The sequence below is a fragment of the Candidatus Brevundimonas colombiensis genome, assembly GCA_029202665.1.
Lineage (GTDB): Bacteria > Pseudomonadota > Alphaproteobacteria > Caulobacterales > Caulobacteraceae > Brevundimonas > Brevundimonas colombiensis.
Genome location: CP119326.1, coordinates 1,905,500 through 1,930,948 on the forward strand (window position 1 = coordinate 1,905,500; position 25,449 = coordinate 1,930,948).

General features: G+C 65.7%; 25 protein-coding genes. 18 read left to right on the forward strand and 7 right to left on the reverse strand.

What is annotated here, in order from left to right:
- Positions 1–223: 223 nt before the first annotated feature.
- From P0Y50_09115 to lpxC, 3 genes are all read left to right on the forward strand, one after another.
- Positions 224–3,640 carry a TonB-dependent receptor gene (locus P0Y50_09115; GenBank protein ID WEK38713.1) on the forward strand — a complete coding sequence of 1,139 codons (3,417 nt, stop codon included), beginning with the start codon at positions 224–226 and terminating at the stop codon, positions 3,638–3,640.
- A 237-nt stretch (positions 3,641–3,877) separates the two neighbouring features.
- On the forward strand, positions 3,878–5,461 hold the full coding sequence (gene ftsZ, locus P0Y50_09120; GenBank protein ID WEK38714.1) for a cell division protein FtsZ: 1,584 nt from the start codon (positions 3,878–3,880) through the stop codon (positions 5,459–5,461).
- Between the two features lie 213 nt (positions 5,462–5,674).
- Positions 5,675–6,574, forward strand: a complete 900-nt coding sequence (lpxC, locus tag P0Y50_09125) for a UDP-3-O-acyl-N-acetylglucosamine deacetylase (protein WEK41553.1) — start codon at positions 5,675–5,677, stop codon at positions 6,572–6,574.
- A 110-nt stretch (positions 6,575–6,684) separates the two neighbouring features.
- Here the strand turns inward: lpxC and pgeF are convergent, their stop codons facing one another.
- The 3 genes from pgeF to lgt are packed head-to-tail and all read right to left on the reverse strand — an operon-like array spanning position 6,685 to position 9,438.
- Positions 6,685–7,455 (reverse strand): peptidoglycan editing factor PgeF, encoded by a 771-nt coding sequence (gene pgeF, locus P0Y50_09130; GenBank protein ID WEK38715.1) that lies wholly within the window; start codon positions 7,453–7,455, stop codon positions 6,685–6,687.
- 13 nt (positions 7,456–7,468) lie between these two features.
- Entirely contained in the window at positions 7,469–8,566 is a 1,098-nt protein-coding gene (locus P0Y50_09135) for an SAM-dependent methyltransferase (protein WEK38716.1), read from the reverse strand.
- Positions 8,563–9,438: a prolipoprotein diacylglyceryl transferase gene (gene lgt, locus P0Y50_09140; protein ID WEK38717.1), complete on the reverse strand. Its 876-nt coding sequence runs from the start codon at positions 9,436–9,438 to the stop codon at positions 8,563–8,565. The genes P0Y50_09135 and lgt overlap by 4 nt, the downstream gene beginning before the upstream one ends.
- A 174-nt stretch (positions 9,439–9,612) precedes the next feature.
- Between lgt and P0Y50_09145 the strand changes: the two genes are divergently transcribed.
- From P0Y50_09145 to P0Y50_09155, 3 genes are all read left to right on the forward strand, one after another.
- Positions 9,613–9,888, forward strand: a complete 276-nt coding sequence (locus P0Y50_09145; GenBank protein ID WEK38718.1) for an accessory factor UbiK family protein — start codon at positions 9,613–9,615, stop codon at positions 9,886–9,888.
- 76 nt (positions 9,889–9,964) lie between these two features.
- Positions 9,965–10,468 (forward strand): YbjN domain-containing protein, encoded by a 504-nt coding sequence (locus P0Y50_09150; protein ID WEK38719.1) that lies wholly within the window; start codon positions 9,965–9,967, stop codon positions 10,466–10,468.
- A complete protein-coding gene (locus tag P0Y50_09155; GenBank protein WEK38720.1) occupies positions 10,468–11,265 on the forward strand; it encodes a pyrroline-5-carboxylate reductase dimerization domain-containing protein in 798 nt (265 codons plus the stop codon). Before P0Y50_09150 ends, P0Y50_09155 begins: the two co-directional genes overlap by 1 nt.
- 10 nt (positions 11,266–11,275) lie before the next feature.
- On the opposite strand, the gene P0Y50_09160 is transcribed toward P0Y50_09155, so the two are convergent.
- The 3 genes from P0Y50_09160 to P0Y50_09170 form a co-directional block, all read right to left on the reverse strand.
- Complete coding sequence (locus P0Y50_09160; GenBank protein ID WEK38721.1) at positions 11,276–11,758, reverse strand: hypothetical protein; 483 nt, start codon at positions 11,756–11,758, stop codon at positions 11,276–11,278.
- An 86-nt stretch (positions 11,759–11,844) separates the two neighbouring features.
- Complete coding sequence (locus tag P0Y50_09165) at positions 11,845–13,212, reverse strand: ATP-binding protein (GenBank protein WEK38722.1); 1,368 nt, start codon at positions 13,210–13,212, stop codon at positions 11,845–11,847.
- 16 nt (positions 13,213–13,228) lie between these two features.
- On the reverse strand, positions 13,229–13,960 hold the full coding sequence (locus P0Y50_09170) for a response regulator transcription factor (protein WEK41554.1): 732 nt from the start codon (positions 13,958–13,960) through the stop codon (positions 13,229–13,231).
- Positions 13,961–14,048: 88 nt separating this feature from the next.
- Between P0Y50_09170 and P0Y50_09175 the strand changes: the two genes are divergently transcribed.
- The 4 genes from P0Y50_09175 to P0Y50_09190 all read left to right on the forward strand — a co-directional run bounded on the left by P0Y50_09175 (position 14,049) and on the right by P0Y50_09190 (position 17,638).
- Positions 14,049–14,927, forward strand: a complete 879-nt coding sequence (locus P0Y50_09175; GenBank protein WEK38723.1) for a branched-chain amino acid aminotransferase — start codon at positions 14,049–14,051, stop codon at positions 14,925–14,927.
- Between the two features lie 132 nt (positions 14,928–15,059).
- Positions 15,060–16,334: a nucleoside transporter C-terminal domain-containing protein gene (locus P0Y50_09180; protein ID WEK38724.1), complete on the forward strand. Its 1,275-nt coding sequence runs from the start codon at positions 15,060–15,062 to the stop codon at positions 16,332–16,334.
- A gap of 37 nt (positions 16,335–16,371) precedes the next feature.
- Positions 16,372–16,992 carry a glutathione S-transferase gene (locus P0Y50_09185; GenBank protein ID WEK38725.1) on the forward strand — a complete coding sequence of 207 codons (621 nt, stop codon included), beginning with the start codon at positions 16,372–16,374 and terminating at the stop codon, positions 16,990–16,992.
- A gap of 7 nt (positions 16,993–16,999) precedes the next feature.
- Positions 17,000–17,638: a YoaK family protein gene (locus P0Y50_09190; GenBank protein ID WEK38726.1), complete on the forward strand. Its 639-nt coding sequence runs from the start codon at positions 17,000–17,002 to the stop codon at positions 17,636–17,638.
- Here P0Y50_09190 and P0Y50_09195 read toward each other — a convergent pair.
- Complete coding sequence (locus tag P0Y50_09195) at positions 17,622–18,056, reverse strand: PaaI family thioesterase (protein ID WEK38727.1); 435 nt, start codon at positions 18,054–18,056, stop codon at positions 17,622–17,624. The genes P0Y50_09190 and P0Y50_09195 overlap by 17 nt on opposite strands.
- A 47-nt stretch (positions 18,057–18,103) precedes the next feature.
- On the opposite strand from P0Y50_09195, the gene P0Y50_09200 reads away from it, so the two are divergent.
- From P0Y50_09200 to P0Y50_09235, 8 genes are all read left to right on the forward strand, one after another.
- Complete coding sequence (locus P0Y50_09200) at positions 18,104–18,409, forward strand: DUF3253 domain-containing protein (protein WEK38728.1); 306 nt, start codon at positions 18,104–18,106, stop codon at positions 18,407–18,409.
- Positions 18,410–18,545: 136 nt separating this feature from the next.
- Positions 18,546–19,169, forward strand: coding sequence for a uracil-DNA glycosylase family protein (locus tag P0Y50_09205; GenBank protein WEK38729.1), 624 nt, complete (start codon positions 18,546–18,548; stop codon positions 19,167–19,169).
- Positions 19,170–19,186: 17 nt separating this feature from the next.
- Positions 19,187–20,224, forward strand: coding sequence for an alpha/beta fold hydrolase (locus tag P0Y50_09210; GenBank protein WEK38730.1), 1,038 nt, complete (start codon positions 19,187–19,189; stop codon positions 20,222–20,224).
- A 62-nt stretch (positions 20,225–20,286) separates the two neighbouring features.
- Complete coding sequence (fliF, locus tag P0Y50_09215) at positions 20,287–21,936, forward strand: flagellar basal-body MS-ring/collar protein FliF (GenBank protein ID WEK38731.1); 1,650 nt, start codon at positions 20,287–20,289, stop codon at positions 21,934–21,936.
- The gene (fliG, locus tag P0Y50_09220; protein ID WEK38732.1) at positions 21,936–22,970 is read left to right on the forward strand and encodes a flagellar motor switch protein FliG; all 1,035 of its coding nucleotides are present in this window, start codon (positions 21,936–21,938) and stop codon (positions 22,968–22,970) included. Before fliF ends, fliG begins: the two co-directional genes overlap by 1 nt.
- Position 22,971: 1 nt before the next feature.
- On the forward strand, positions 22,972–23,634 hold the full coding sequence (locus P0Y50_09225; GenBank protein ID WEK38733.1) for a flagellar assembly protein FlbE: 663 nt from the start codon (positions 22,972–22,974) through the stop codon (positions 23,632–23,634).
- On the forward strand, positions 23,634–23,966 hold the full coding sequence (gene fliN / locus P0Y50_09230; GenBank protein WEK38734.1) for a flagellar motor switch protein FliN: 333 nt from the start codon (positions 23,634–23,636) through the stop codon (positions 23,964–23,966). Before P0Y50_09225 ends, fliN begins: the two co-directional genes overlap by 1 nt.
- A gap of 70 nt (positions 23,967–24,036) precedes the next feature.
- Positions 24,037–25,449: a sigma-54 dependent transcriptional regulator gene (locus P0Y50_09235; GenBank protein ID WEK38735.1), complete on the forward strand. Its 1,413-nt coding sequence runs from the start codon at positions 24,037–24,039 to the stop codon at positions 25,447–25,449.

Sequence of the window (25,449 nt, forward strand, 5' to 3'; positions counted from 1 at the left end):
TGTGCGGGTTGAGCGTCCCCCTTTCAGCGCCTCCTCACTTCCTAACAGTTGCAATCCGCCTGCCGCCAAAATAACTGTGTCTTGGCTGTAACATAAATGACTTGAGGCGGCCCGATTTGAGACACAATGGTTGCCTGAACGCCATAATTCGCTAGGGAAGGAGTCTAAGCCGTAGAGACGTTACGACTCGACCGGTTAAGTTTAAATTTAGTGGGGGCTATCCATGATGAAGCTGAAGCGTAACTATTTATTTGGGACGACGATCCTGGCGGGGATTGTGGCCTTGTCGGCTCCAGCATCGGCTCAGACTCAAAATGCCGAACCTTCGAGCGCTACCCAAGTTGACGAGATCGTCGTCACGGGGTCACGTATACGTCGCGATCCGACCACCGCGCCAACTCCTCTAATTCAGGTGGCGCGAGAAGAGCTTTTGAGCGCGGGTCAGAATACAGTCATCGACTATCTGGCGCAGATTCCCGCGCTTTCGAACTCGCAGGTTCCGTCGGATAACACGGGATCTACCCTCAATGCTGGCGGCCTAGCGATCGCCAACCTGCGCGCCCTTGGAAACTCGCGGACCCTTACCCTGGTTGACGGTCGTCGTCATGTAGGCTCACAGCAAGGCACGCTGAGCGTGTCGGTCAATACGATTCCGCGTCTCCTGATCCAAAACATCGAGATCATTACGGGAGGCGCGTCCTCGATTTATGGCGCTGACGCCGTTGCAGGCGTTGTGAACTTCCAGCTTCGCAAGGATTTCGAAGGGCTCGAAATCGACTCCAGCTATGCAAGGATCACGGAAAAAGGCCGGAACGACCAGTATCGCATCTCGGCCTTGATCGGTCAGAATTTCTTCGACGACCGCCTAAATGTTTATGGCTTCGGCGAATATGAGCGTATCCCGCAGGTCGACAGCATGGACCTCAAGTGGATCGCTCGCGGCACGGCGCTGGTCGGCGTTGATGCGGACCCGATCACCGCATCTATTGGCCCTGCGATCGACGGCGTTTACGATAACATGCTGTTCTCCGGTCTGTACCGCTTGGACCGCCCGCGGTGGGGTTCCACAACGTTGGCGAATGCGCAGCAACCCAGCCCGACGACCAACCCCAACGTTCCTCAGGCCAACTGCACCGGCGTTACGGCAGCGGCGTGCTACAGCGTCGATCCGTCCAAGACATGGTGGTTTGACGGCACGACGGCGCGTTTGGCTAACTTCGGTCAGCGGATAGGCAACACGGGGTCGAATCGTCCATTGAACATCGGCGGAGATGGGGAGCCGATCGGCACATTCAGCCAGGATGATCGTCTACCGCGAACGGACGCCTACCGCTTCCAGGTCGGTTCCAATTTCAAGGTGACCAATCAGATTTCTGCCTATGCAGAGGCAAAATACACGCGAGAGGATACGTATGCTGTCGGGCAGCCGACATTCTTTGACTTCTATCTGAGCGATTCGATCTATGGTGCCGGGGCTGCGCCCGTCACCTATCTGTCAGGTGGCGCGCCCAGCAACCAGAGCCACGGCCTGCGGGTGTCCGACAACGCATTCATACCTGCTACGTTGAAGGCGGCGATTGCGGCGAACACTGTGACAAACTATGGTGCCCCTACCTTGAATGCTTCGGGCCAAGCGCTAGCCGCCACGGCCGCGCCGTGGGCACGCCACACAATGTTTGGTCCCAACCGCGATCAGACGAACGAGCGCGAATTGCAGCGCTATGTCATTGGATTTAAGGGAGATCACGGCGATATTGGCTTCGTAAAGAACGTTTCGTGGGATCTCGGCTATACCTATGGTCGAATGGATAACCTGAACAACGAGCGCGGCGTCGATGTGCAGCGCTTGGTGTTCGCTGCAGATTCAGTAGTTGACACGCTTGGTCTCGTTAACGGCCGAGCCGGCGAGGTGGTCTGCCGGGTCAAGTTGCTGAATGCGCAAAACCCCGCTTTGACCAATGCACAGACGGGCGCTGGCGGAATTCGTGACTATTCCAACCGGGCAGGGCAAACAGCGGGTACTTACGGCGACGTCCGCGCGCGGGCAGAAGGCCGGGCGGCCATCAATGAGTGCGTGCCACTCAATATTTTCGGCAAAGGCAACCAAAGCGCTGACGCCCTCAACTACGTTGACGCGTCTGTGAACGTCCGCCAACGTAATGAACAGCAAGACGCCGTTGGCTCGCTCTCCGGTCAGTTCTGGGACTTCTGGGGGGCAGGGCCGATCGGTGTAGCCATCGGTGCCGAATGGCGTAAAGAATTTACGCAAGGGATCGGGCGCAGTGCGGACACCGGTGATCGCCAGTTATTCTTGAACACTGGCCCGGATTTCGCGCCCGCTTCCTATGAGAGCAAAGAGTTCTTCTCGGAAGTTTCGTTGCCGCTGTTCCGTGACAGCATCCTGGGTGAATACGCGGAGCTCAGCGGATCCTATCGTTATTCCGATTACACCAATGTTGGAAACGTCGACGTCTATGGGGTGAACTTGGTCTATCGCCCCGTTCGAGACATTTCGTTCAAGACCAGCTTTAACACGTCGGTACGTGTTCCAAACCTTGGTGAGCTTTATTCGCCTTACACCCAGACGTTTGCGAACAACTTTACCGATCCCTGCTCCACTTCATCGATCAACAATGCTTCCAACTCGGAGTATCGGACAAATCGCATAGCAAACTGCACGGCCTTGGCAGCGGCCAAGAACCTGACGTACGATTTCGCAGGAGCGACCGAGACCAGGGATGATGATTACACTCCACTTTACACCAGCGGTATTCCTGGTGTGAACGGCGGTAACCCGTTCCTCCAGCCAGAAGAGTCGGAATCGTTCACCTTTTCGACGGTCTTCCAGCCTCGCTTCGCTCCTCGGTTGAGCGTAGTGTTGGACTATTACGAGATCGAAATTTCGAACGTTATCGCTTCCGTAACTGCTCAAACTGCGGCGAACGTTTGTGTGAACGGGTCATCGCTGAACGCCGGAGCGTGCTCGACAATCTTCCGTGAGAACACCCCGGTCGCCAATCCGGGCAACAACATTGATCGTTCGGAAGCATTCAAGGTCGGATCGGGCGGTCCATTTGGTGGTTTCATTCAGGGTGCTATCAACTACGCCAAACGAACAGCGCGTGGAGTCGATTTCACGGCTAATTACACAATCGACACGCGGGAAGCCTTTAGTTGGAATCTGGGCACCTTCACGAACTCGTTGCAGGGATCGTGGCTGATTGAGCAGAAGCAGTTCAACAACATCGCAAATCCGGATGACTTCACGGAATATGCGAGCACCCTGCAGACCGGTGGTTCGTACCCCCGCGTACGCTTTGCAAACACGCTCACATGGATGCCAAACGACGCTCTTGCCTTGACCTGGACGACGGACTTCCAAACTTCGCAGGATATTTATCAGTATCGTACTCAAATCTCGAACATTGATGACCGCCCGATCGAATATCTTCGCACCGGAAACTTCATCCGTAATGATTTCGGCGTGCGATACAACGTGAATGATGAAGTGACGGTGCGTGCAAAGGTCACGAATATCTTTGCAGAAGAGCCGGCTCCGTGGTTGGGGAATACATTGTACTCAAACTTCGATCCATACGGACGTCGCTTTAACGTGAGCCTGAACTACCGTCCCTGGTAAGTCGGCTGGAAGACGATCAGGAAAGGGCGGTCCTCCGGGGCCGCCCTTTGTTTTTATGTACAAGGAAAACTGCGGCCAAGCTTTTGGATGGGGATGGCGTAACCGCCGACTCACATTATCGCTGTAACCTTCTCTTAACCTTCGTGGGCGCAATCCTTAACGCGCTCATAACCAAAGCGATTCGGCGGGGCGGTCGGTTGGTTGGAAGGGGCGGGTCAGCAGGTCGGAAACACGAAAATGTCGCTCTCATTGGTCAAGCCGCAACACACTGAACTGAAGCCCCGCATCGTCGTGTTCGGCGTCGGCGGCGCCGGCGGCAACGCCGTGAACAACATGATCGACGCTGGTCTGGAGGGCGTCGAGTTCGTCGTCGCCAATACGGACGCGCAACACCTCAGCTTCGCCAAGACGGATCGCCGCATTCAACTGGGCGAGACAATCACCCAAGGCCTGGGCGCCGGCGCCCACCCCGAAGTCGGCATGAACGCCGCCGAGGAATCCGCCGACGAGATCCATCAGCACCTCGAAGGCGCCCATATGGTGTTCATCACCTGCGGCATGGGCGGCGGGACCGGCACGGGCGCCGCGCCCGTCATCGCCAAATGCGCGCGTGATCGCGGCATCCTGACTGTGGGCGTCGTGACCAAGCCCTTCACCTTCGAAGGCCGTCACCGGATGCGCCTGGCCGACGCGGGCGTCGCCGAGCTGCAACGCTATGTCGACACCCTGATCGTCATTCCAAACCAGAACCTGTTCCGCGTCGCCAACGAGCGCACCACCTTCGCCGACGCCTTCGGCATGGCCGACCAGGTGCTGCATTCGGGCGTCCGCTCGATCACCGACCTTATGATCCTGCCCGGCCTGATCAACCTGGACTTTGCCGACGTGCGCGCCGTCATGTCCGAGATGGGCAAGGCGATGATGGGTACGGGCGAGGCCTCGGGCGACGACCGGGCGCTGCTGGCGGCTCAGAACGCCATCGCCAACCCCCTTCTGGACGAAACCAGCCTGAAGGGCGCCAAGGCTGTTCTGGTCAACATCACCGGTGGTCTGGACATGACCCTGTTGGAGGTGGACGAGGCCGCGAACGCGATCAGCGCGGAAGTGGACGGCGACGCCAACATCATCTTCGGCGCCGCCTTCGATCCGGCCCTGGACGGCAAGATCCGCGTCTCCGTGGTCGCCACCGGCATGGACGAGGGCGAGGTGCGTCGCATCGAACCGATCGCGCCGCAGGCTCCCGGGGCCGCGCCCTTGGCCAACCACGACGCCCGTCGCGCCGCCGGCGGTCATTATGGGACGCAAACCTCGCGTGCGCCCGAACCGACGCGTGAAACCTATCGCGAGCCGGTCCGCGCCGAGGCGCCCCGCGCGCCCGAACCGCGTATCGAGCCAGCGCCGGTCGTGCCGACCTTTCAGGCCCCGCCCGCTCGCGAACCGGAACCGCGCCCCGAGCCGGTGATCCGCGTCGCCGAACCGCAGCCGCGCACCCTGGATCCCATCGTCGATCCGTGGGTCGAGGAATATGAAACCCGCGCGCCCGCTGCGCGCCGCGCGCCCCCGGGCGATCTGTACGGTGAGCGGACGGCGTCTCAGCCGCAGGCCGAAGAGAATTACGACGACCGCGATCATCGCCGCAGCGGTTGGAGCCTGTTCGGCCGTGGCAAGCGGACCCAACCTCAGGCCGACATGGGTTATGCACCCCAGCACGGCCAACAGACACGCGGTTCCGTCCAGGCCGCGCAGCAGCCGGAACCGGAGGCGGGACAGGCCGATGACGACCTGGAAATCCCATCCTTTCTCCGTCGGTTGGCGAACTAAGACGCCGCGATCCTGAACCCAGGGTCGACCAGGACGCCCCGAGGCCATGGGCCACGGGGCGTTCGGCGTTTCACGGGGGCGACAATTGAGCTGTGTCAGAGCGAAACAATCCGAAACCGGACTTTGGTTTTGTCGTTGCGACGCGCCCGTTACACGAACGACGGGGCGTAATCCGCACGAGGTGCGGACGCATTGAGAGAAGCGAGTTTGGGTTTGTCGGTCAGGAACGACCATTACGAACGCACCATCGTCGCGCCGGCCATCATCGCCGGCGTGGGGGTGCACACGGGCCGTCGGGTGCGGCTGGCGGTGCGGCCTGCGCCATCGGGCGCGGGTATCGTCTTCGTGCGCACCGACATCACCGATCGCGACAACCGCATCCCGGTTTCGGGCGAAGCGGTTGTGGATGCGCGCCTGAACACGATGATCGCCAATGGCGACGACGTGCGCCTGTCGACCATCGAACATCTGATGGCCGCCTTCTCGGCCCTGGGCGTGTCGAACGCCGTGGTCGAGGTGGACGGGCCGGAGCTGCCGATTCTGGACGGTTCGGCGCTGGAGTTCGTCAAGCTGCTGGACCGGGCGGGCTTCCGTCCGCAGCCGCAGCCGCAGCGCTACATCGAAATCCTGGAAACGGTCCATGTGGTCGAGGGCGACAAGCACGCCGCCCTGATGCCGTGCGACCGTTTCGAGATGCGGTTCGAAATCGATTTTCCGTCCAAGGTGATCGGCAACCAGGTCATAGACTTCGTCGTGGACGAGGCGACGTTCCGGCGCGAGATCATGGCGTGCCGCACCTTTGGCTTCGCCCATGAGGTCGAGGCATTGCGCAAGGCAGGCCTGGCGCGCGGCGGCTCGCTGGAGAACGCCGTGGTCATCGACGGCGACGACATCCTGAACCCTGGCGGCCTGCGTATGGAGCGCGAGTTCGTGCGTCACAAGGCGCTGGACGCCATCGGCGACCTGTATGTTCTGGGTGCGCCGCTGCTGGGTCGTTACGAAGGTTACAAGGCCGGGCATGCGTTGAACAACAAGCTGGTTCGCGCGCTTCTGGCCGCGCCCCACGCGTGGCGTGAAGTGACCCGCGTGCCGGAGTTGGCGCAGGCGGGCTGACAGGCGCGACTACGCCTTTCGCCACTGAAGCGGCGGGCCACCTGTCCTTAAGTCGTCGTCCTGCGCGCAGGATCTGGGATGACGACCCGGTAGAAGTGCGACGTCCGGGATCAGGCGCCGATTACGCTGATCAACCGGCCGAAGTCCGCCTCGCCATGCTGGAAGGCGCGACGGTTGGAGAAGAAGCGCTGTGCGTCGGCACAGGTGTCGTGGCCGGTCCAGACGGCCTGGCCGACGCCGGCCTGCTGCAGCCGCCACAGGACGAAGCCTGGTAGATCGAACTGGCGCTTGTCGTCGATTTCGCCTGGCCGGAAGAAACGGACGCTGCCGGGGTCGTGGTGGACGAACCGGTCCTCGAAATCGACCCCGACCTCATAGCTGGCGGGGGCGATGCACGGGCCGACGACGGCTAGAATGCGGCGGGGCTCTGCGCCCAGGGCCTGCATGGCCGATACGGCGGAATGGACGACGCCGCTCAGGGCGCCCTTCCATCCGGCATGGACAGCGGCGACGATCCGGGTCTCGGGATCGGCCATCAGGATCGGGGCGCAGTCGGCGGTCAGGACGGAACACAGCAGGCCCGGTTCGGCTGAAACGACGGCGTCGCCCTCGGGCCGGTCTCCATTCCAGGGCGTTTCCGCCACGCGAGCGACGGCGGAGTGGATCTGATAGCAGCCGTTCAGATGGCCCGGTTCGGCGCCGAAATGGGCGGCGACACGGCGGCGGTTTTCGGTGACGCAAGCCGGGTCGTCCTTTGAGCCTATGCCCGCGTTCAGCCCAGCGTAGAGGCCGGTCGAGACGCCGCCTTCGCGCGTGAAGAAGCCGTGGGCGATGCCGGCGGCGGCCAGCAGCGGGTGGGTGACGGGGGCCAGGTCGGTCATGCTGGCCCTTGTATCAGACGTCCCAGCCCGGCACGACCAGGGTGCGGGGTGCGAAGATGGCGGCGGCCTTGAACAGTGCGCCCATCTGGTCGTCGGCGGTCAGGCGATGAAGCTGGCGGTCGATCACCGGCGCGGCCGCGGGACGGGCGGCCTTCAACGCCTCGGCGCGCGGATGAACGCCCAGGCGCCGCAAGAACTCGCCCTGTGGCAGGCAGCCCGTCACGTCGGCACCTGTGCGTACGGCGGCCTCCAGCACTGCGGGGAAATCGGCCCATTGCGTCAGGTCCGCCGCGCCGGGGTCCGCCAGGGGGTCGACCTTCTGGTGACGATACAGGGCCTGAAGCGTATCGCCCGCCTCGGGTCGGGCGCGGCCGTAGTCGATCAAGAGGGCGGCCCCTGATGCGGCCTTCATCAGCGAACCCAGGTCGCGGCCGAAGATCGCCTGCTGGTCCGAAATCTCGATCACGCCGCCGGGTGGCACGTCGAAGGCCGGCTTCCTGAAGCCGCTGGTGATTGCCGTCAGGCCGAAGATCAGTGCGTTCTGGTCGTCGACGCCGATGCGACGCTCGGCCCAGCCGTTTTCGGTGCGCACGAACTGGCGGGCGGGCATGCAGTCCAGCACCTCGTTGGCGATCACGATCACGGGGACGTCGGTTTCGATCCGCGTCAGGTCGCGCACCCAACGTGGCGACAGGTCCGCGCCGGCCAGGGCCCTGGCCTGCAGATCGCGCAGAGGGCCGCTGGGCTCGATCAGGATCAGGTCGCAGGCCTCCAGGAAGCCGGGCGCAAGACGGGCGGCGCCCCCGATCGCTCTCAGCGCGTCGGTCATCAACGTGCCGTCGCCGGGGCCGACCTCGACCAGCCGGAACCGCTCGGGCGCGCCCAGCCGGTTCCAGGTCTCGACCACCCACAGGCCGATCAATTCGCCGAACATCTGGCTGATGAGGGGGGCGGTGATGAAGTCGCCGCCTTCGCCCAGGGCGGGGCGCGAGGCGTAGTAGCCGCCCTTGGGATCGTGCAGGCAGCGGGTGACGTAGTCGGCGACCGTCATCGGACCCGTCAGGGCGATCTCGCGCGCCAGACGGGTCTTCAGGGTTTCAGGCTGGCTCATGCCTCGGCGGCGGCCGGCGGACGCTTCCAGGCGCGCCAGACCAGCCAGGCGCCGACCAGGATCATCGGGATCGAAAGCATCATTCCCATCGTCAGGCCCAGCGGGAAGTTCGGCATGCCGAAGTCCGGCTCGCGCACATTCTCCAGCGCCGCGCGGCAGACGCCGTAGCCGATCAGGAACAGGCCGGTGATATAGCCCGGCTTCTTCAGCAGATCGAACTTCCAGATCGCGATGGACAGCACCGAGAACAGGACGACGCCCTCAAGCCCCGCCTCATAGAGCTGGCTGGGATGACGCGGCGCGTTTCCGGCGGGGCAGAAGCCGTACATCTGTTCGATGCGGGCGTTGCAGAAGCGGATGGCCCAGGGGACGGTCGTTTCGCGGCCCCAGAGTTCGCCATTGATGAAGTTGGCCAGCCGCCCGAACATCAGACCGATCGGCACGACCGGCGCGACCAGATCGCCCAAGCGCAGCATGTCGATCTTCTGGGCGCGGGCGAACAGGACGATGGCCAGGCTGACGCCCAGGAAGCCGCCATGGAAGCTCATGCCGCCGGTCCACAGCTGGAACAGCTCGAACCGTTCGCCCAGCGTCTGGCCGGTGAACAACTGGCCGTACATGACGGGCTTGTAGAACAGGGCGTAGCCCAGTCGACCGCCCAGGATGATGCCCAGCACGATCCACAGCACCAGGTCGTCCAACTGACTGGGGGTGATCGGGGCCTTGCCGGGCGCCCACAGCCGCTGCGTCTTCGCCAGACGCGCCGCATACCACCAGCCCAGCACGATGCCGGCGACATAGGCCAAGGCGTACCAGCGGATCGGCAGCGGTCCCAGGTGGATCAGGACCGGATCGAATTCGGGAAAGGGCAAGGGGCGTTCCTGTGATGGACGGTCTCTGAAGGCGGTCTAGCAAGCGCCGCCGCATCCGTCGCCTGTGAAGACGTATCACGACGCCTTGATGGCGGACCCGAAGCAGCAGAAAGAAAGGTTTCGTTCACCATAGTCGGTGAACCTTCGTTAACGACGTCAAGGTCGGAGGCCGCCATGCAGACCCGAAATCCCATCCTGGATGAGTTCGCCAAGCTGACCACGGGCGCCATGGGCCTGGCCCAGGCGGCGGGGGAAGAGGCCAAGACCGCCTGGCGCGCCCAGGCCGACCGGATCGCCGCCGAGATGGACCTGGTCCGACGCGACGAGTTCGATGTGCTGAAGGACGAGATCGCCGCCCTGCGCGCCGAGATCGCGGCGCTGAAGACCCCCGGCAAGCCTGTCGAGGGAACGTCCACAGATGGAACTCAACCCGGGGACGCAGGCGGTTGAGCCGAATCTGCGAACAGGCTTACCGTTCTGTTAACGCCCGCGATTCTCGCGGACGCAGCTCGAATCGAGACTATTGATGGATATCGCCCGGCCAGAGGAAACGGACGTGCCGTTCGACCCGCTTGAGGTCGTCGAGCATGTCCTGACGGCCGAGAACCTGCCGTTCGACCGCACCGACGACGGCGACCTGGCCTTCGCCCTGGCCGGCGACTGGAAGGATTACGAGCTGTGGTTCGCCTGGCGTCCCGAAGGCGACTGCCTTCAGCTGTGTTGCGCGCTGGACCTGAAGGTGGCCAAGAGCCGCAAGACGGCGGCCTATGAACTGGTCGGCCTGATCAACCAGCGCACCTGGATGGGCCATTTCGAGGTCTGGGCCGAGGACGGCGAGATCGTCTTCCGCCACTCCCTGGCCCTGCCGATGGGCGAACGCCCGACGCTGGCCCAGGCGGCCTCGATGATCGACGCGGCCATCGAGGCGTCGGACCGCTATTATCCGGCGTTCGACTTCATGGTGCGCGGCAACAAGAAGCCGCAGGAGGCCATCGATGCCTGCCTGTTCGAGACCGTCGGCACCGCCTGATGGGCGTTCCGGGACCTGTCGTTCTGGTCGGATGCGGCCGGTTGGGATCGGCCATCCTGGAAGGCTGGCTGCTGACCGAGACGGTCGCGGCCCAGGATTTGATCGTTCTCAGCCCCTCGGAAAAGCCGGCCAGCGAGGCGGCCCGCGTCAGGGGCGCACGGATCAATCCGCCGCTGGAAGCCCTGAGGCACGCGCGGGTCGTGGTGCTGGCGGTCAAGCCGGCGAAGTGGCGTGAGGTCATGGCCCCGCTGGCCCCTTTCCTGAACGATCAGGCGGTGATCCTGTCGGTGATGGCGGGCGTCACGGGGCCCAGCCTGGCGGAGGGGATCGGCGGTTGGCCCATCGTGCGGGTCATGCCGACGACGGGCGTGTCGCGGGGGCGCGGCGTGGCGTCTGTCTGGTCAGCCGACCCGGGTGCGGAGGCGCTGGGACGCGATCTGTTTGCGGCGATGGCCGAAACGGTCGTCCTGAAGGACGAGGCCCTGATGGACGCGGCGACTGCCGTGGCCGGATCAGGCGCGGCCTATTTCTACGCCTTCACCGAGGCGCTGGCGCGGGCGGGGCAGGCGGCGGGATTGGACGCGGCGACCGCCGACATCCTGGCGCGCGCCACCCTGCGCTCGGCGGCGGATTCGATGGGCGACGACGCGCTGGACGCCCTGATCGGCCGTATCGCCTCGCCCGGCGGTTCGACGCGCGCTGGTCTGGACGCCCTGGATCGGGACGGTCGGTTGCAGACGATGCTGGACGACACGGTCGCGGCGGCGGTGCACCGCAACCGTGAAATGGGCGCCTAGGCCAACCGCCTCAGAAGCGGCCGCGCTCGATCTGGTCGCCGAAACGCTCGAAGGCGCGATCGGCGTCGCGCCAGACGCTGTAGCCCCAGACGTCGCGCAGATCAGGCGTGAAATAAGAGTAGTCGACCGGCCGCGTCTGACCATCCGCCAGGACGATCTCGCCCTTGATCGCCGCGCCCCCGATGGAGACGCTGCGGATCGGGTCGAGGCCGGGTGAACGGCGAACCTGTTCGATGGTCGGGCGGTTGGGCTTCAGATCGACCAGCACCAGGTTGGCGGTCGCGCCGGGATAGCGCTGGGCCAGGGCCTTGCCGACCTGGGACTGGAGGCCGGCGATCTGTTCGTTGACGTCGCGGTCGCCCAGTTTGTCGACCTCGCGCCGAAGCTCGGGGCCGACCGTGACGTTGACGGTCGGGGCGGGGACTTGCGCCTGGGCGATGGCGGCGACAGCGAGGGTGGCCGCCAGCGGTGCGAAGAAGGCGAGTTTACGCATCAGTTGTGATCTCCTGGCCCTGTCCCGCCTAAGATGATCCCGAACACCCGGTTCCGCTAGGGGCGGGCTCAGCAAATCCGCGCGGCTCAGACGCTTTCGACGATGGAGACGGCGCCGGGCACGCGCACGATCGCCTTCAACCCCCCCAGATCGCTGCGGTCCAGGGTGACGTCGCCGCCATGGGCGCGCGCCACATCGCGGGCGATGGCCAGCCCCAGGCCGACGCCCTTGCGGTTCTGATTGCGCGATTCGTCCAGTCGCGAGAAGGGCCGGAAGGCCTCGTCGTACATGGCCTCGGGAATGCCGGGGCCGTCGTCCTCGACCACGACCTCCAGCCCCCCCGAAGCCAAGGCGCGCGCCGACAGCCGGACGTGCTCGCCATGCGAGGCGGCGTTGCCGGCCAGGTTCACAAGGGCGCGTTTGAACGCCAGGGGGCGCAAGGAGGCGGTCATGCCCTCGGGCACGACCACATCGACCACGGCGCCGGCGCGTCTGGCGTCCTCGGCCGCCGCCTTCAGCACGTCGGAGATGGAAATGGGCCTTGGCGGCTCGCCCGCCTCGCCGCGCGCGAAGTCCAAGTATTCGTCGATCATATGCTCCATCTCGTCCAGATCGCCACGCATGGCGGCCTGCCGCTTGAACGGCGGGGCCAGCGCCAGTTCGAGACGCAGACGGGTCAGAGGCGTCCTCAGGTCATGGCTGACGGAGGCGAGCAGGACGGTGCGCTGGTCGATATGGCGCTGGATGCGGTCGCGCATGGCCATGAAGGCGACGGCGGCGGCGCGGACCTCGCGCGCGCCGTGCGGCTTGAAACGCGGCACCGTCTCGCCGCGCCCGAAGGCCTCGGCCGCATCGGCCAGCCGCTCGATGGCCCGGACCTGATTGCGGATGAACAGGATGGCCACGCCCATCAGCAGCACCGTCGCGATGGTCAGCCACAGCACGAAGATATGCGCCTGGGTCGCCACCGCCCGCTCGCGCGGGGCGATGATGCGAAGCACGCCCTGCGGCTCCTGCACCTGAATATCGACATAGGCGGGATAGCGGGTGGTGTCGAACCAGTAGGCGCGGTCCAGACGCGCACGCAGCGCCCGGTCCAGCACCCGGTCCACCACCCCGATGGGGCCGCGCCGCGTCTCGGTCGGCAGGGTGCGGCCTTCCTGAAGCACGATGGACAAGGACATGGAGCGTTCGGCCCGGTCGGCCAGCTTGTCCAGATTGGCCTGTGTGGGATCGTCCTCATAGCTCTGCACCGCCCAGGCGATGTCGCCGGCAAGGCCCTCGGACAGGCGTGCAGTCACGGTCTGCCAGTGGGCGTCGAAGAACACCCAGGTCACCGCCATCTGCATGACCAGCACCGGCAGGACGATGATCAGCAGCGACCGTCCCCACAGCGAGGTCGGCAGGCGCCGCTTCAGAAACCGCGGCCACAGATAGGCAGGCAGAAGCCGCATGGCGTCGCGCGGCGCCTCAGTCGGGGGCCAGCATATAGCCGACGCCGCGCACGGTCTGCAGATAGCGGGGGTTCTTGGGATCGACCTCCAGCTTGCGGCGCAGGCGCGTCACCTGGACGTCCACGGCGCGGCCGGTGATGTCGGCGGTGTCGGGCGACAGGCTCATTCTCTCGACCGGGGCGTGGGCGTGAAGCGCCAGGGTCTTCAGCAGTTGCGCCTCGGCCTCGGTCAGGCGCTGGGGGGCGCCGTCGCGGGTCAGCTCCAGCCGCTCCATGTCGAAGACGGCGGCCCCCAGCTTGATTTCCTTGGGCCCGATCGGCTTGCCGCCCGTGCGGCGCAGGATGGCGTCGATGCGCAGCACCAGTTCGCGCGGTTCGAACGGCTTGGACATATAGTCGTCAGCGCCGCGCGACAGACCCTCGATCCGGTCCTCGGGGCCGCCGCGCGCGGTCAGCAGCAGGACCGGCGTCTTGGACAGTTCGGCCTTGCTTCGGACCCAGGAGGTCAGGTCCAGGCCGCTTTCGCCCGGCATCATGACATCCAGCACGACCAGGTCGAACTCGATCAGTTCCATCATCCGCTTGGCGGCGGCGGCGTGGGCGGCGCCGGTGACGCGATAGCCCTCGCGCGCCAGGAATTCCTTCAGCAACTCGCGAATGCGGTCGTCGTCGTCGACAATCAGCAGATGGCGACCGACGCCGGGGCCGGCGATAGGGCCCGAGCGGCCGTGCGGACGCGATTCCGTCATGCTCATGCGACGTTTCCCCCGCTCCGGGCGTTGACCTGAACGATTCGTGGGGCTCTAAGACCGTCAGTTTCGCGGGAGACGTATTTCAATGGCCTTCGTTCCTTTCGACGATCGTGACGGCTGGATCTGGGTGAATGGCGATTTCGTCCCCTGGAGGGAAGCGAAAACGCACGTTCTGACCCACGCCTTGCACTATGGCTCGTCGGTATTCGAGGGAGAGCGTATGTATGGCGGCGAAATCTTCAAGCTCACCCAGCATTCCGAGCGCCTGAAGCGGTCCGCGAACCTGCTCGATTTCGAGATACCCTACAGCGTCGCCGAAATCGACGCCCTGTGTAACGAAACCTGCGCCAAGAACGGTCTGACCGACTGCTACGTGCGTCCCGTCGCCTATCTGGGGGCGGAGCAGACCAGCGTTTCGGCCCTGAACAACAAGGTCCATCTGGCCATCGCCGTGTGGGACTGGCCCAGCTATTTCGACCCCGAGGTCAAGGCGCGCGGTCTGAATCTGGAATGGTCCAAGTGGCGTCGCCCCGATCCGGCGACGGCGCCGACGACGGCCAAGGCGGCGGGCCTGTACATGATCTGCACCATGTCCAAGAACACGGCCGAGCGTAACGGCTTCGCCGACGCCCTGATGCTGGACTGGCGCGGCTATGTCGCCGAGGCGACCGGGGCCAACGTCTTCTTCGTCAAGGACGGCGTCCTCCACACGCCCAAGGTGGACCACATCCTGGACGGCATCACCCGCCAGACCGTCATCGAGATCGCCCAGTCCAAGGGCGTCGAGGTCGTGGTGCGCAACATCCTGCCGGAAGAACTGTCGGACTTCTCGGAATGCTTCCTGACGGGCACGGCCGTCGAGGTGACGCCGGTCGCCGAGGTGGGCGAGTATCGCTTCACCCCCGGCGCCCTGTCGCTGGACCTGATGGATCACTACGGCAAGCTGGTGCGCGGCCAACTGTAGGCTCAGGCGCCATGGCCTGATGAGGGCGGTCCCCTAAGGGGCCGCCCTTTTTCGTTTCGCTTGCCAGCCGCGTCACTTTGTCCTTGAAGCGAAGAAAGACCGGCGGGCGCGCCGGATAGGGGATCGTCTTTCATGTTCAGCCTTCTGAACCTCCAGAGCCTTCTGGGGCTGGTCGTCATCGTCGCGGTCTGCTGGGCGATCTCGGAGAACCGGCGCGCCTTTCCCTGGCGGCTGACCCTGGGGGCCATCGCGGTTCAGGCGGGGCTGGTGCTGGCGCTGTTCGCCATTCCCGGGTCGCAGGGCGTGCTGGCGGCGGTGACGGGGGCGGTGGACGGGCTGGCGGTCGCCACGACCGAGGGCACCAAGTTCGTGTTCGGCTATCTGGCGGGCGGGGATCAGCCCTACGCCGTGGAGAATCAGGGCGCGCTGTTCACCTTCGCCTTTCAGGTTCTGCCGCTGATCCTGGTGATCTCGGCCCTGTCGGCCCTTTTGTGGCACTGGAAGATCCTGAAGTGGATCACGCTCGGCTTCGGTTTTCTGTTCCAGAAGACGATGGGCCTGGGCGGCGCCTCTGCCCTGGCGGTCGCGGCCAACATCTTCCTGGGCATGATCGAAAGCCCCATCGTCATTCGCGCCTATCTGGACAAGCTGACCCGGTCGGAAATCTTCCTGATGATGGTGGTCGGCCTGGCCACCGTCGCCGGTTCGACGATGGTGGCCTATGCGACCATCCTGGCGCCGGTGCTGCCCAATGCGGCGGGCCACGTTCTGGTCGCCTCCATCGTCTCGGCGCCGGCCGGGGTGCTGCTGGCCCGGATCATCATTCCCGAGAAGGAAGGCATGGGCGGCGCGGTCGCCGACTATGACTCGGCGCTGAAATACGACAGCGCCATCGACGCCATCGTCAAGGGCACGTCGGACGGCCTGATGGTCGTGCTGAACATCTCGGCGGTGCTGATCGTTTTCGTGGCCTTCGTGGCCTTGGTCAACGTCATGCTGGGCGGCTTCGTGGTGTTTGACGCCCCGCTGACGGTCGAGCGGATGCTGGGCTGGATCTTCGCCCCCGTCGCCTGGCTGATCGGGGTGGAGTGGAAGGACGCCGACGTCGCCGGCTGGCTGCTTGGCGTCAAGCTGACCCTGACCGAGTTCGTGGCCTTCATCGACCTGGGCAAGGTTCCGGCCGGCGAGATGACCGAGCGGACGCGGATGCTGATGACCTACGCCCTGTGCGGCTTCGCCAACATCGGCTCGGTCGGCATCACGGTGACGGGTCTGTCGGTTCTGATGCCCGAGCGGCGCGAAGAGGTTCTGAGCATGATCTGGAAAGGTCTGTTCGCGGGCTTCCTGGCCACGTTGATGACCGCCGCCATCGTGGGCGCCTTGCCCGCGGCGGTGTTCGGGCGCTAGCGTTTCGCTTCGTCGTCATCGGCCATGAGAGTCGCCCATGAAACTCTACACCTCCAACCGTGCGCCGAACCCGCGCCGGGTTCGTTGGGTCATGGCCGAGAAGGGCGTCTCTGACGTCGAGATGGTCGAGATCGACATCATGGCGGGCGAGCACAAGAAGCCCGCCTTCCGCGACCGCGTGGGCGTGCCCCACCTGCCGGCGCTGGAGCTGGACGATGGAACGATCCTGTCGGAATCCATCGCCATCTGCCGCTATCTGGAAGCGCTGCACCCCGAGCCGAATCTGTTCGGCCGCAATCCGCTGGAACAGGCCGAAGTCGAGATGTGGACGCGGCGATGCGAATTCTATCTGGCCACGCCGATCATGCTGAACGTGCGCCACACCCATCCGGCGCTGGCCGCGCTTGAGGCGACCCAGACGCCGCAGATCGCGCAATACAATCGCCTGTCGGCCGAACGGTTCATGAAGACGCTGGACGCCCATCTGGCGACACGCGACTTCCTGGCGCTGGACCGGTTCACCATCGCCGACATCGTGGGCGTGGTCGGCCTGGATTTCGCGCGCCTGGTCAAATACAGCCCGCCGTCCGAGTTCGAGCATCTGGCGCGCTGGCTGGAAACCTGCCGGGCGCGTCCGGCGGCCAAGGCGGGGGTCTGAACCGACCATGCGCGCCCTGGCGCCCCCGCACCAGGCGCTGGCCCTGTCGCTGGCGGTGCTGGCCGGCTATGTCGACAGTCTGGGTTTCCTGCATCTGGGCGGGGTGTTCGTCTCCTTCATGAGCGGCAACTCCACCCGCCTGGCCGCCAGTCTGGCCGAGGGGCGATGGACGGCGGCCCTGGGCTTGGCCGGCATTCTGATCCTGTTCGTCATGGGGTCGTTCTGCGGCGCCCTGATCGCGCGGGGGCAGGAGGGGCGGTCGCGCAGCCGGGTTCTGGCGTTCGAGGGCGTGCTGCTGACGCTGGCGGCGGCGGCGGCCTGGATGGGCCACAAGCCCGTGGCCATCGGCCTGATGGTCATGGCGATGGCCGCCGAGAATTCGGTCTTTCTGCGTAATGGCGAGGTAGCCGTCAGCCTGACCTATATGACCGGCACGCTGGTCAAGCTGGGCCAGAGCCTGGCCGCCGCCGCGACGGGCGGCGACCGCCGGGCGTTCGGACCGTATGTGATCCTGTGGCTGGGCCTGACCGGCGGGGCGGTCGTCGGCGCCCTGACGTTCGGACGGCTGGGGCTGGCGGCGTTGTGGCCAGCGGCCGCCTTCGCCTTCGTGCTGGCCGCCGCGACCCGGTTCAGCCGCGCGGCGTGAACTTTCGGATGACGCCCGAGAAGGTCATCAGCAGACGTTCGCCGGTGTTGATCTGACCCCGCACGAAGATCAGGCTCTTGCCCGCCTTGGTCACCTGACCCGTGGCCTCGATCAACTCGCCCACGTAGCCGCCGTCGATGAAGGTGGAGTCCAGTTGCACGGTGACGCCCGAGGCGCCCTCCATCTCCTGATAGGCGATCTGGAACATGGCGATGTCGGCGAAGGTCATCAGACAGCCGCCGTGCATCCGGCCGCCGGCGTTCATATGCTTCTGCTCGGCGCGGAAGGCGCAGCGCATGTCCCCGTCCGGGTCAGGCCGGCCGTAGAACGGGCCGACCACGGTGTCGAAGGTGTCGTGCAGATCATAGGTCTGCCAGCCGGCGAACTCGCCCTCGGTGATGGTGATTTTCTTCGGCATGCGGACAGGGCCTTACTTATGGGCGTGCGGTGCAGCATATAGGCGCAATGAGCGATCCGATCGAAACCGCAATCCTGAATAAAATCGCCTCGCTGGAGCCGGGCAAGAGCATCGAGCCCGCAGAAGTGGCCAAGGCGCTACAGCCCGAACAGTGGCAACGCATGCTGCCCAAGGTGCGGGCCGCCGCCCTTGGCCTGATGCGCCAGGGCAAGCTGACCATCACCAAGAAGGGCAAGGCCGTCGATCCCGACGACTTCAAGGGGGTCACGCGCCTGCGTCAGGCCACGCCGGAAGAGGTCGCCCTGGCGTTGAGCCGCCGTCCGCCTGCGGCGAACGACGAGATTGAGGACTAGACTTCCCGCTCATCCCCGCGAAGGCGGGGACCCAGTCTTTTCATGAGGCATGGCGTTTGGGATCGATATCGCTGAAATCGGCGAAGCCGAACCGCTCGGAAATGGGGGTCCCCGCCTTCGCGGGGACGAGCGGGTAATGGGAAATCTCGACGAGATCCTGGCCGACATCCGCGCCTGCCGCGCCTGCGCCGGCGTGCTGGCGCACACCCCGCGCCCGGTGGTGCGGGTGTTTCCCGAGACACGGCTACTGATCTGCGGCCAGGCGCCGGGGCGGCGGGTGCATGAGAGCGGCCAGCCGTTCACCGATCCGTCCGGCGACCGGCTGCGCGACTGGATGGGGGTGGATTACGCGACCTTCTACGCCGACCACCGCATCGGGGTGGCGGCCCAGGCCTTCTGCTATCCGGGAACGGCCCCGAAAGGCGGCGACTATCCGCCGCCGACGCGATGCGCGGATCTGTGGCGGCCGCAGTTGATGCAGGCCCTGCCGCGCATGGAGCTGACCCTGCTGGTCGGAGGCTATGCCCAGGCCTGGGCGCTGGGCGACCGCGTCAAACGCAATATGACCGAGACGGTGCGAGCATGGCGCGACTATGCGCCGGATCTGCTGGTCCTGCCGCATCCGTCGTGGCGCAATACGGCATGGCTGAGAAAGAATCCGTGGTTTGAGGATGAGGTCGTGCCTTATCTGCGGGAACGGGTGCGTGGGATTCTGACTTTCGCTGGTCCCGCCGAGCGCGGGGATCGGGTTCTTTCGTGAGGCGAGGCGTGGGTCGAATGGCGTCGAGGGTTTCCAGGCTGATCCCGCTGGCGGCCGCCCTGGCCCTGTCTGCGTGCGCCACGCCCTATGTCCAGCCGCCGCTGACGCCGCCGCCGGGATTTGTCGGACCGCATGTCGAGGACAAGGCCCTGATCATGTCCGACGGCGCCAGCCTGCCGCTGTTGCAATGGGGACCGAAGGACCGCGCGCCCTGGGCGGTGATCGTGGCTCTGCACGGCATGAACGATCACGGCTCCAGCTTCCGTCTGGCCGGACCGTGGTGGGCCGAGCAGGGGATCGAGACCTGGGCCTATGACCAGCGCGGCTTCGGCGGCGCGCCGGGGCGGGGCGTCTGGGCGGGCCAGCAGCGGATGACCGATGACGTGCGCGAGGCCGTGGCCATGGCCCGCGCCCGCTATCCCGGCGCCGTCATCGCCGTGGTCGGCGAAAGCATGGGCGGTTCGGTCGCGGCCGCCGCCTTCGCTTCCGATAATCCGCCCGATGCGGACCGAGTGGTGCTGTTGTCGCCCGGCGTCTGGGGCTGGTCTTCGCAAGGGGTGTTCAACAGCGCCGCGATCACCCTGGCCGCGCGGGCGCTGGGCGATGTCGCGCTGGAGCCGCCGTCCTTCATCACCCGGGGAATCCACGCCTCGTCCAATACGCTGGAACTGGTGCGAAACGGCCGCGACCCCCGCAGCATATTGGCGACGCGGTTCGACACCATCTACGGCCTGGTCGATCTGATGGAGACCTCGGCGCAGAACCTGGGCCGCATTCGCGGCGACGCCATCCTGATGTACGGGGCCAACGACGAGGTGGTGAAGCGCGACCAGATGCGCGCGGCCCTTCGGCGCGCCCAGGCGCAAGGCGGGACGCTGCAGACCGCGTGGTATCCGCACAGCTGGCATCTGCTGGACCGCGATCTGGATGCGGAGATCGTCTATCGCGACATCGCCGCCTGGATGCGCGATCCGAAGGCGCCCCTGCCGTCCGGCGCGCCGGCGGTTTTGCCTCAACTGGAGGCGCGGCCTGACCGCGCCCGCCCCCACTCTTAACGCGACGTTTACCATCCAGGCGGCATTTTCTGCCTAGCGGGGCGTAGGCATCTCCCGCGAGTATGGGGCGGGATCGCGTGGGCGGCTTTACGGCGGCGTTGCAGAAGTTCGGGATTGGCCGCCTGGCGGCGGTCCTCGGCGTCGCCGCCGGCGTGGCCGCCGTGCTGGTCGCCGTCATGCTGCGCATGGGCCAGGCGCCCGACGCGCTGCTCTATTCCAACCTTGACCTGCGCGAAGCCGGCGAGATCACGGCCGCCCTGGATCAGGCCAACATCAAATATTCGTCCAAGGGCGACGGCTCGACCATCATGGTCAATCGCGACGAGGTGGGCACGGCCCGGATGCTGGTCGCGGGCAAGGGGTTGGTCACGTCGGGTTCGGTCGGCTACGAGTTGTTCGACAACCAGTCGGTCCTGGGCCAGACCGAGTTCCAGCAGCAGCTGAACGAGCAGCGCGCGCTGCAGGGCGAGCTGTCGCGCACCATCATGTCCATGCGCGGCATCACCGCCGCCCGCGTCCACATCACCATGCCCCGCCGCGAAATGTTCACCTCGGCCGCCGGAGAGCCGACCGCCGCCGTTCTGGTGGGCGTGGGCGGGCGCGATCTGAGCGGCGATCAGGTGCGGGCGATCCGCAATCTGGTGGCCTCGTCCGTGCCGAACCTGAAGCCCGACCGCGTCACCGTGGCGGACCAGAACAACCGCACCCTGGCGGCGGGCGGCGAAGACGGCTTCACCTCAGCCTCGGCCGAGGAGGCCAAGGGCAATACCGAGGCCCAGCTGCAGTCGCGCATCAAGGACATCGTCGAGGGCGTGGTCGGCGTGGGCGCCGCGCGCGTCCAGGTGACGGCCGACATCGATCACAGCCGCTCGACCACCCAGGAGCAGAAGTTCGATCCCGACGGTCAGGTGGTGCGTTCGACCACAACGAACGGCTCCCAATCCAGCGACACAACGGCCCAGCCCGACGGCGGGGTGACGGCGACCAACAACATCCCCGGCGGCGCCGCGCCGGCCACCAGTCCGGCCGGGTCGACCAACGCCCAGAACGCCGAGACCACCAACTACGAAATCTCCAACACCACCACGACCACGACCAAGGAGCCGGGCGAGGTCAGGAAGCTGGCTGTCGCCGTCGCCGTGGACGGCAAGTGGACGCCCGCCAAGGATGGCAAGGGCGAGGCGACCTATGCCCCGCGCTCGGCTGAGGAGATCAATCAGATCAAGTCGCTGGTCGCCGCCGCCGCCGGAATCGACGAAAGCCGGGGCGACAAGATCGAGGTCATCAACGTCCGTTTCAACCACGACACCGGCATCGCCGGCGGTCTGGACGGCGCCTCGTCGATGTTCGACTTCTCCAAGAACGACATCATGCGCGGCGTCGAACTGCTGGTGCTGCTGATCACCGGCGTCCTGCTGATCTTCTTCGTCTTGCGGCCGCTGCTGAAGACGGCGGCGGGCGGAACGAACCTGCCGGCGTTGACGGCGCAGGCCGGCGTGCCGGTTACGGCCGTGACGACGACGGTCATCGGGCCGGACGGTCAGCCGCAAATGGTTCAACTGCCGTCGCCCAGCGAAATGGAGCAGAAGATCGACATCGCCCGCATCGAGGGGCAGGTGAAGGCCTCCTCGGTCAAGAAGGTCGCGGATTTCGTCCAATCGCATCCCGATGACGCCGCCGGCATCCTTCGCAGTTGGGTGGCTGAAGGCTGATGGCCAAGCTTATCAACAAGAAGGCTTCGGTCGAGGACCCAAACAAGCTGACGGGGCCCGAGAAGGCGGCCGTCATCCTGCTGGCGCTGGGCGAGGAGCACACCGCCCTGTGGGAGCGACTGGACGACGACGAGGTCAAGGAAATCTCCCAGGCCATGGCGACCCTGGGCAATGTCACGGCCGAGGCGGTCGAGGCGCTGTTGATCGAGTTCGTGTCGGGCCTGTCGGGTTCAGGCTCGGTCATGGGCAGCTACGAGCAGACGCAGCGCCTGCTCAGCGCCTTCCTGCCCAAGGAGCGCGTCGACGGGCTGATGGAGGAAATCCGCGGTCCGGCCGGTCGCACCATGTGGGACAAGCTGGGCAATGTGAACGAGGCGGTGCTCGCCAACTACCTGAAGAACGAATACCCCCAGACCGTGGCGGTGATCCTGTCCAAGGTCCGCACCGACCATGCGGCGCGCGTCCTGACCAGTCTGCCCGAGGACTTCGCCCTGGAATGCGTGCAGCGGATGCTGCGCATGGAGCCGGTGCAGCGCGAAATCCTGGACAAGATCGAGGCCACGCTGCGCACCGAGTTCATGTCGAACCTGGCCCGCACCTCCAAGCGCGACAGCCACGAGATGATGGCCGACATCTTCAACAGTTTCGACCGCCAGACCGAGGCCCGGTTTATCGGAGCCCTGGAAGAGCGCAATCGCGAGTCGGCCGAGCGTATCCGCGCCCTGATGTTTGTGTTCGAGGACCTGTCCAAACTGGATCCCGGCGGGGTGCAGACCCTGCTGCGCGGCGTGGACAAGGATTCACTGGGTCTAGCGCTGAAGGGCGCTTCGGAGGGCCTGCGCGAGATGTTCTTCTCCAACATGTCCGAGCGCGCTTCAAAGATCATGCGCGAGGACATGGAATCCATGGGCCCTGTGCGCCTGAAGGACGTGGACACGGCCCAGATGGCCATGGTCCAGGTCGCCAAGGACCTGGCGGCCAAGGGCGACATCATGCTGGCCGGTCAGGGCGCCGAGGACGAATTGATCTACTGACATGACCGCGTCCGCCCCAGATCGCCGCCCTTTCGCCTTCGACACCGAGTTCAACGCGGACGGCTCCGTCGTGCGCCCCAGCGCCTGGACGCCGACCAAGCGCGCCTATCTGCCCGCCGAGGTGGACGCCCTGGTGGCGCAGGGGCGGCTGGAGGCGCGTCAGCAGGCGTTGAGCGAGGTCGAAAACATCCGCGCCCTGGCCCTGACCAATATCGCCCAGGCGGTGGTCGCGGCGATGCCGACGCTGCGGGCGGCGGCCCAGGCACACCGTGAACAGTCGGCCGACCTGGCCCTGGCGGCGGCCCGCGCCATCGCCGGCGCCGCCCTTGATCGGTTCCCCGAGGCCCCGCTGAAGGCCGCGCTGGAGGTGCTGGCGCAGGAGATCGACGCCTCGCCCCGCCTGGTGGTTCGCGCCTCGGGTCTGGACGAGGTCGCGCGCGGCCTGATCGAACAGGCCTGCGCCGACAGCGGCTTCACCGGCGCGGTCGCCTTCCGCGACGAACCCGGCCTGCACCCCGCCGCCTTCCAGCTGGAATGGGCGGACGGTCGCGCCGACCACGACCCGCAGATGTCAGCCAAACGCGTGGCCGAGGCTCTGACGGCGGCCCTGGCGGCCGAGGCCGGACACGCCGAAACCCTTCCCACCGACAGGAGCATGTTCTGATGGCGTCCGACGATCTGGCCCTGGAAGAATTCTCCGCCCATTCCGACCTGCCGCCTGTGGATGACGCCGGCGACAAGACGGCCGCCGATCTGGCCACGGTCTTTGACGTGCCGGTTAATATCTCGGCCGTGCTGGGCAAGTCGCATATGTCGGTGGCCCAGTTGTTGAAGCTGAACAAGGGGTCGGTGCTGGAGCTGGACCGCAAGGTCGGCGAGGCCATCGACATCTTCGTCAACAACCGCCTGATCGCGCGCGGGGAGGTCGTCGTCGTCGACGACCGGCTGGGCGTGACCATGACGGAAATCATCAAGACCGAGGACTCGGGCGCCTGAAACGATGCCGCGCAGGCGTTGCGCAGCGGAGTGGCGGCGACCGATATTTAGAGATTAGAGGAGAAGAACGATGCGTCTTCTGGTGGTAGGCAGACTGAGCGGGCAGCTCGCTTCGGCGGTGAAGATGGCCATGGCGCACGGCGCCAAGGTCAATCACGTCGAGCGCGCCGACCAGGCGACCGAACAGCTGCGGCGAGGGCAGGGCGCCGACCTGCTGATGGTCGACTATCAGTTGGACATCGCCGCCCTGATCGCCGCCAACGAGGCCGAGCGGATCACCATTCCGGTGGTGGCCTTCGGCGTCGACGCTGATGCGCGAGAGGCGGCGGCGGCCATCAAGGCCGGGGCCAAGGAGTTCATTCCGCTTCCCCCCGACGCCGAACTGATCGCCGCCGTCCTGTCGGCGGTGGCGGACGACGAAAAGCCGATGATTTCGGCCGATCCGTCGATGAAGGCCGTGCTGCAACTGGCCGATCAGGTCGCGCGATCGGAAGCCTCGATCCTGATCACCGGCGAAAGCGGCGTCGGCAAGGAGGTGATGGCGCGTTACCTGCACGAGAACTCGCGCCGCAAGGAACGCCCCTTCATCAGCGTCAACTGCGCCGCCATTCCCGACAATCTGCTGGAATCCGAACTGTTCGGCCACGAGAAGGGCGCCTTCACCGGCGCGGTGGCCCGCCGGATCGGCAAGTTCGAGGAGGCGGACGGCGGCACCCTGCTGCTCGACGAAATCTCGGAAATGGACGCGCGGCTTCAGGCCAAGCTGCTGCGCGCGATCCAGGAACGGGTGATCGACCGCGTCGGCGGTTCCAAGCCCGTGCCGGTCAACATCCGCATCATCGCCACCTCCAACCGCGACCTGGCCAAGGCGGTGGCCGAGGGCGTGTTCCGCGAAGACCTGCTGTACCGGCTGAACGTGGTGAACCTGCGCCTGCCCAGCTTGCGCGAACGGCCCGGCGACATCGGCGTGCTGGCCGATCACTTCATCAGGAAATACGCCGCCGCCAACGGCGTGCCGGTCCGCCCCATGTCGGCCGCCGCGCGCCAGGCCATCGTCGCCCATCGGTGGCCCGGCAACGTGCGCGAGCTGGAAAACGCCATGCACCGGGCCGTGCTGCTGGCGGTCGGGCTCGAGATCGACGTGGACGCCATCCGCCTGCCGGACGGCCAGCCGCTGGGGGGCATGGGCGCGGCCTTGATGGCGGGCCAGACCTATGAGGCGCCGCAAGCCGGCGTGGCCGCCCGCGCCGCCCAGGCCGCCGACGCCGTGACCCGCAGCTTTGTCGGCCAGACGGTGGCGGCGATGGAGAAGACGCTGATCCTGGACACCCTGACCCATTGTCTGGGCAACCGCACCCATGCGGCCAACATCCTGGGCATCTCGATCCGCACCCTGCGCAACAAGCTGAACGAATACGCCGACGAGGGCGCGGCCATCCCGGCGCCCCAGAGCGGGGTCTCCGCCTCGGGCTATGCGGCCTGA